6 protein-coding genes and 1 tRNA gene are annotated in these 5,868 nt (G+C 56.4%); 3 read left to right on the top strand and 4 right to left on the bottom strand.

Annotated features, from left to right (window positions below):
• Positions 1 to 435 precede the first annotated feature (435 nt).
• Entirely contained in the window at positions 436 to 1,854 is a 1,419-nt protein-coding gene (locus tag VEI50_04735; protein HXX74411.1) for a hypothetical protein, read from the top strand.
• Between the two features lie 248 nt (positions 1,855 to 2,102).
• Here the strand turns inward: VEI50_04735 and VEI50_04730 are convergent, their stop codons facing one another.
• Together VEI50_04730 and VEI50_04725 are read right to left on the bottom strand one after the other, a co-directional pair.
• Positions 2,103 to 2,516, bottom strand: a complete 414-nt coding sequence (locus VEI50_04730; protein HXX74410.1) for a DUF4864 domain-containing protein — start codon at positions 2,514 to 2,516, stop codon at positions 2,103 to 2,105.
• Positions 2,517 to 2,573: 57 nt separating this feature from the next.
• Positions 2,574 to 3,563 (bottom strand): PIG-L family deacetylase, encoded by a 990-nt coding sequence (locus VEI50_04725; protein ID HXX74409.1) that lies wholly within the window; start codon positions 3,561 to 3,563, stop codon positions 2,574 to 2,576.
• Positions 3,564 to 4,169: 606 nt separating this feature from the next.
• Here VEI50_04725 and VEI50_04720 point away from each other — a divergent pair.
• Entirely contained in the window at positions 4,170 to 4,469 is a 300-nt protein-coding gene (locus tag VEI50_04720) for a helix-turn-helix domain-containing protein (GenBank protein HXX74408.1), read from the top strand.
• A 4-nt stretch (positions 4,470 to 4,473) separates the two neighbouring features.
• Positions 4,474 to 5,544: a tyrosine-type recombinase/integrase gene (locus VEI50_04715; protein HXX74407.1), complete on the top strand. Its 1,071-nt coding sequence runs from the start codon at positions 4,474 to 4,476 to the stop codon at positions 5,542 to 5,544.
• 5 nt (positions 5,545 to 5,549) lie between these two features.
• Here VEI50_04715 and VEI50_04710 read toward each other — a convergent pair.
• Both VEI50_04710 and VEI50_04705 read right to left on the bottom strand, forming a co-directional pair.
• Positions 5,550 to 5,625, bottom strand: a tRNA-Thr gene (locus tag VEI50_04710).
• A gap of 141 nt (positions 5,626 to 5,766) precedes the next feature.
• Positions 5,767 to 5,868 (bottom strand): integrase core domain-containing protein (locus VEI50_04705; protein HXX74406.1); only part of this gene is annotated, 102 nt, incomplete at its 5' end.

The following is a 5,868-nucleotide window of genomic DNA, read 5'->3' as shown; positions in this document are numbered from 1 at the left end:
AAACCGTGTCCCGGACCCTCCTCCAGCCTATTCAGGCTCACTGAGGCCCACTCCAGCCAAAGTTTGCGCGAAATCCAAACTTTGGCTGGAGTAGGCTGGAATGAGCTGGAGTGAGGTGGAGTTGAGCACAAAATGAGCACAATCAGCCGTCTTTTCTGAACAGATCACACCGCCCAATACAGATCTCCAAAGAGAGCAGGGGCCAAATTGTGAGAGGTATAGAAGGCCAGGAGGTCATAGAACACCGCCAAGAGGATAAATAAAGGTAGATCAACTCCGACTTGCTGTGAAGCTATTAGATCGCCTGACCGAACGTGACTACTGGAGTATCACCCCTGTTGTGGAGAGATACGTAATTGAGCGGATATACATTTTCGGATCCTTCCCTTTAGCATTGCCTCCCTCGCACCTCACCGCTCCCAATGGAGGCTGGCCATGCTGAAGACTCGCATAGTGCTACCAGGTATACTCTTGCTGGGTGTCGTGACGGCGGTCCTGGCTGACACGGGCACCCCGACCTTTCTTCCGAATCTCTTTCCATTTCCTGACCCGACTGGCATCCTGAAAACCTTTAGCACGACCGGGAAAGTGGATCTCACCGGTCCGTTTTTCCAGAGCCTTGGGAGCAATGGTCGGAGCTGCTCGACTTGTCACCAGGCCAGCGACGCCTGGACCGTGTCGGCGGCCCATGTGGCGGACCGGTTTGAAGACTCGGCAGGCTTGGACCCGATCTTTCGCACCAACGACGGCTCGAATTGCGATCACCATATCGACACTACCACAGTAGCTGATCGCCGAGCGGCCTATAGCCTGCTGATCAGTCGCGGCTTGATTCGCATCGCGCTCCCGGTGCCGGATGGAGCCGAGTTTGACGTGGTCAGCGTCAAGAACCCCTACGGGTGTAATGACGCCTCGACCCTCTCCATGTATCGACGCCCGCTTCCTGCCACCAACCTTCGGTTTCTGAGCACCGTGATGTGGGACGGGCGCGAATCCTCGACACAGACCGGAACCAAGCCCATCACCTTCGCCACCAACCCGAGCGACCTGCTGTCCGACCTCGCACATCAAGCCCTGGATGCCACGAATGGCCACGCCCAAGCCACGACCCCACTCACCGGGCAACAGCAGCAGCAAATCGTCGCATTTGAAATGGGACTCTCGACCGCGCAGGCCTTCGACTTTGTCGCTGGGACACTCGATGCCCAGGGCGCGACCGGGGGCCCAGTGGCCCTCGTGACGCAGTCCTTCTTTGTTGGTATCAATGACCCGCTGGGCCAGAACCCCTTCAAAGCGCCGTTCACCCCGGTGATCTTCTCGCTGTTCACGCCGCACTGGGCTCAGGCGCCCACTGATGATGATCGTGCCGACCGCCGCGCCCGCATTCTTCGTGGCCAGACGCTGTTCAACTCGCGCACCATCAACATTACGGGAGTTGGCGGGCTCAACGACGCGACCGGTCAGCCGATCATCAAAGGGACCTGTGGCACGTGCCACGACACTTTCAACGTCGGCAACCATTCCGTCTCTGCGCCGCTGAACATCGGCGTCGCCGACCTTACGAGTCCGCTGGACGTGAGCTACTTGCCCGTGATCACGCTACGCAAGAAGACCGACCCAACGCAGGAGATCTCCACGACCGATCCGGGGCGGGCGTTGATCACCGGAAAATGGGCGGACATAGGCAAGTTGAAGGGACCGATTCTGCGTGGATTGGCGGCCCGAGCGCCGTACTTTCACAATGGGTCGGCAGCGGGATTGAAAGACGTCATCGAGTTTTACAACGTCCGCTTCAACATCGGGCTCACTGACGGTGAAAAGGCTGACTTGGTCGCCTTCTTGAATGGGCTGTAACACAGGGTCGGCGACTTCTACTCTGCTTCGTCGACTCGTAAGCACTCATGCTGTGGCGCCCGCAGCATACTGTCTGGTGCCACAGCATTCAAGCTTGTCTATCAGGGACGAGTGGACAGAACGTTCTGCCCATTCGATGAAAACATCGGTAAGATCTCTTGGTCCACAATCCCCACAAAAATACTTTCGCTTAGCGGGCATCATGCTTGATGATTCGGAGTCGCGCGAAGCAAGTTCACAAACAACTGTTATCGAACTCCAAAACCCTTTCTGCTGATTGTCCGCGGAGGTGACCAGGTAAAGGTCTGTATCTTCCAACGTTCACCTTCCTTCACCAGGACATAATGGACGTCGCTGACTTGTTCTTCGATCCCCTCTACGGTCCCGTTGATGGTGGCGACGTTGTTCTCCACTTTCCGCGAGAGAAAAGTCCTGTCATAGTGTTTCACGATCACGCTGTTGCCCTGGACTAACGTCATGAAGTCTTGCGCCGTCATCTGCTCCTTGGCCGCTGTGCTGAGGTACTCGTATGCCACGGCGTAGTCGCCCTTGTCTATTGCATCGAGCTGAGCGTGGATCACTCGGACGGGTTCCACACTTCGGCCCCAATACCACCAGCCGAGCCCGCCAAGAAGCATGAGCAGCAGGAATGCCCTCCGCATTCCCCCTCCGTCTTGATTAAAGGGCAATCTCTATTTCATGGTTCAAAACATCTACTGTTATTGAGAGTTCAGTAGGCGGATGCGGTACTGTTCAAACAACGGGTCCTCTTTCGCGCCACCTTGAGGAACCTGTCCAGCGAGTGTTTCCGCTTTCCTGCATCCCTCTCGGATCTCTGTCTCCGTCCAGCCTTTCGTTTGCATGGCGTTCTGATAGGTTTTCGCCACCACGCATTTCACACCGAGATAGGTCATGTCGTACACACGGGATCTCTCCACCGTGAGCACTGTCTCCGCCGGAACCGTTGGTGGCTTTCCCTCACACTTGCAAAACTGACAAGCCACTAACTGGGGGATGATGTGGGCGCTGAAGATGACCGCGTGAACCTTCCAAGGCTCGCCCACTCCTGGGTAGGCCGAGGGGTCAGCGGCGAGGGGAATCGCTTGAAGCAACAGCCGAGCCACCGCGATGTGCTCAGGGTGTCCGCTCCCTCCGCAGTAGTCATCCAGCGACACGACGACATCAGGCCGTCTTTCCCGAACGAGTTTAATCACATAACCAAGAGGATCCCCCTCTCTCTTCCATTTCGCGATGACATCCGCTGAAGAGGTCGCCTTGGGAAGCCAGTCCTGGTGTGGAGCATTCGCTGGCCTCGCATCGAGCTCCGCCAAGGAATAAGGCCCATTCACAAAGGGTCCGACGTCGTAGGCATCAGCTTTTAAGATAGCCATCGACTTGGCAAACAGCTCGGATCGGGCCGTCCCCATCGCAGAGCCTCGGCGCAATCCGCTCCACACGATGTCGCTGTTTTCCCCTCGTGTCAAGCTGGCCATAAAGAGCGTGCCCGACAGCTCCTTGCCCCTGGCCAGGAGCGCACTAGAGGAATTTTCATCATCCGGATGAGCAGCAATCCAGAGGATGCGCTTCGACTCGCGCAAGACCTCCAAGACGGTCTTGCTGCGGAGTGAGGTGTCGTCTGAAGCGGCGCAGATACCAGTGATGACAAGAACGGCGAATGTCAGAAGTGTTTTCAACGCTTCCTTAATCATTTGTTTTTGGCACTTGTCCTTTGAAACATTTTCCCCTTGGTATTTCCACGTGATACGCCTTGCGCCTCAGCAAGTTTTTTGAATCGGCTCCTAAAGCTGGGGGGTACTCTGCTTCAGGCGTTGTTAGCCTTTTGGCGTGAATAAGCTAGCACTGCGAGTAAACGTGAGTAAAGCCGCGTAAGGCGCGTAAGCTAGCTTGTCCCAATATCCCGAATTGCTGCATGCGAACAACCAGGCATTTTATTCATGAGAACCTGATCGGATCGGAAAAACACACACCGGGCCAGCCCTCCATGAACGACTTGGACTGGATTCGCAGAACCGGACCCCACGATGGCCGAGTGTCAGGCCGGTCGAGTCGGTGGCTGTTTGCATCGTTCATGGCTCGGTGCAGCCACCGCCGCAGGTTTGCCCAGCTCGTACACTGTCGTACTCCCCTCACGTCGAGCTCCTTCCTCCTCCCTCCCTCTCGGTGACCAAAACCCGACATCAGAACGGACCGCTCATGTCGGGTTTTTGATTGTTGCGTCGCGCGCCCTATATATCCCAGGTGGAACCACCGGTGCCGATGGGGACTGCGTGGGCCAGAGACACCGAGAGGCCAGGATGTTGTGGACCGTCAACAACCTTGCGCAGAAGCTGCAGATCAAACCCTCGACGCTCTATGCCTGGGCGGCGCAAGGCAAGATTCCCTACCGGAAGCTTCATCGGTTAGTCTGGTTTGATCCGGTTAAGATTGACCATTGGCTAGCCTCCTTCTCTGCACCACAGTCCGTTCCTCTCCAGATCGGAACACGCCGGACGGACCATGCCGATCTGGAGAGACTGATTGCGAGCGTAAGACGTGAGGTCTATACTCCCGGCCACGGGGAAACCATAACACCGAGTCCCACTGGAAAGGAGTGAACGAATGGGACTCGTGAAACGAGGTAACATGTGGTGGATGTCGTTCATGTATCAAGGTCAGCAAGTTAGACGGTCGACGGGGACTGCTGATAAACGACTGGCCGAGGCGATCTTAGGCAAGGTGAAGGTTCAGATCATCGAAAGGCGATTCTTCGAGAAACCGGAAGAGCAATATCGGACCTTGACGGAACTGATGGATCGATACGCGAGTGAGCATGCGGCGAGACGGGCCAACCATCGGCGGGAACTGACCAGTATCCAGAACCTGAAAGGGTTTTTTGGTAATCCCACACTGGATCAGATTACGCCAAAGCTGATCGTGGCCTACAAGAACCGACGCTACACCGATGGGGTGAAACCGGCCACGATTAACCGGGAGTTAGCGACCTTGAAAAAAGCGTTTAATCTGGCTCGGCGAGAGTGGGAATGGTGTACCGATAACCCGGTCTGCCGGGTCTCCATGGAGAAGGAACACAATACGCGGGATCGCTGGCTGACCATGGAAGAAGAACAGCAGCTCCTCGCTGCGGCGGCTCCGTGGCTGCGGGAGCTCGTGGTCTTTGCCCTCTATGCTGGTATGCGTATGGGGGAGATCCTCGCGCTCACATGGGCTGGTGTCGATCTGTTTCGTCGAACAGTCACCGTCGTTCGATCAAAAAACGGAGAACGACGGACAATCCCGGTGAATGCAACCGTTCTTGATCTCCTGAAACACAAATACGCGGCGCGTCCGCGGTCGATTGACATCGTGTTTCACAGCCAAACCCACACGCCTCTCGATGGGAGTAACATCCGGCGAGCGCTAATTGCCGCACTCGACATTGCGAAGATTCAAGACCTCCATTTCCATGATCTTCGCCACACGTTTGCGACGAGGATGGTCCAGGCGCGTGTTGATCTGTATAAGGTTCAGCGGCTCCTGGGGCACAAGTCGCCGATCATGACGCAGTGCTATGCCCATCACTATCCGGAAAGCTTGCGGGATGGGGTGGAGGCGTTGGAGGCAGGACGGTCCGTTAGCACAAATTTAGCACACGCGCAGGTTCGAGCTGGCGAGGGTTCTGTAACTCACTGAAAATATGGAGCTGGCGAGAGGAATCGAACCTCCAACCTGCGGTTTACAAAACCGCTGCTCTGCCGATTGAGCTACGCCAGCCTACTGCTTTTGAATCGTTGTCGGAATTGTTTAATACTGCCGAACCGTAGCAACTGTGTCGGACCCTGTCAAGCGAAGTTGAGCTGGAGAACGAAGACTGATTTGACCTGCCCCCTGTAGTTGTACCACTTGCAATGTGACTCACGCGCACCGTGGCGCGATGGCTTCCGGTGCCGGCGGACGATAGCCCAGGGCGCTGTGGGGCCGAATCCGGTTGTAGGTCTGCCGCCAGCGCTCCACGAG

This window comes from Nitrospiraceae bacterium, from assembly GCA_035623075.1.
GTDB lineage: Bacteria > Nitrospirota > Nitrospiria > Nitrospirales > Nitrospiraceae > DASPUC01.
This window is presented reverse-complemented; position numbering and strand designations above follow the sequence as displayed.

Coding starts and splice junctions, on each gene's coding strand:
- VEI50_04715 (HXX74407.1), top strand. CDS start 4,474: ATGGGACTCGTGAAACGAGGTAACATGTGGTGGATGTCGTTCATGTAT.
- VEI50_04725 (HXX74409.1), bottom strand. CDS start 3,563: ATGATTAAGGAAGCGTTGAAAACACTTCTGACATTCGCCGTTCTTGTC.
- VEI50_04720 (HXX74408.1), top strand. CDS start 4,170: ATGTTGTGGACCGTCAACAACCTTGCGCAGAAGCTGCAGATCAAACCC.
- VEI50_04735 (HXX74411.1), top strand. CDS start 436: ATGCTGAAGACTCGCATAGTGCTACCAGGTATACTCTTGCTGGGTGTC.
- VEI50_04730 (HXX74410.1), bottom strand. CDS start 2,516: ATGCGGAGGGCATTCCTGCTGCTCATGCTTCTTGGCGGGCTCGGCTGG.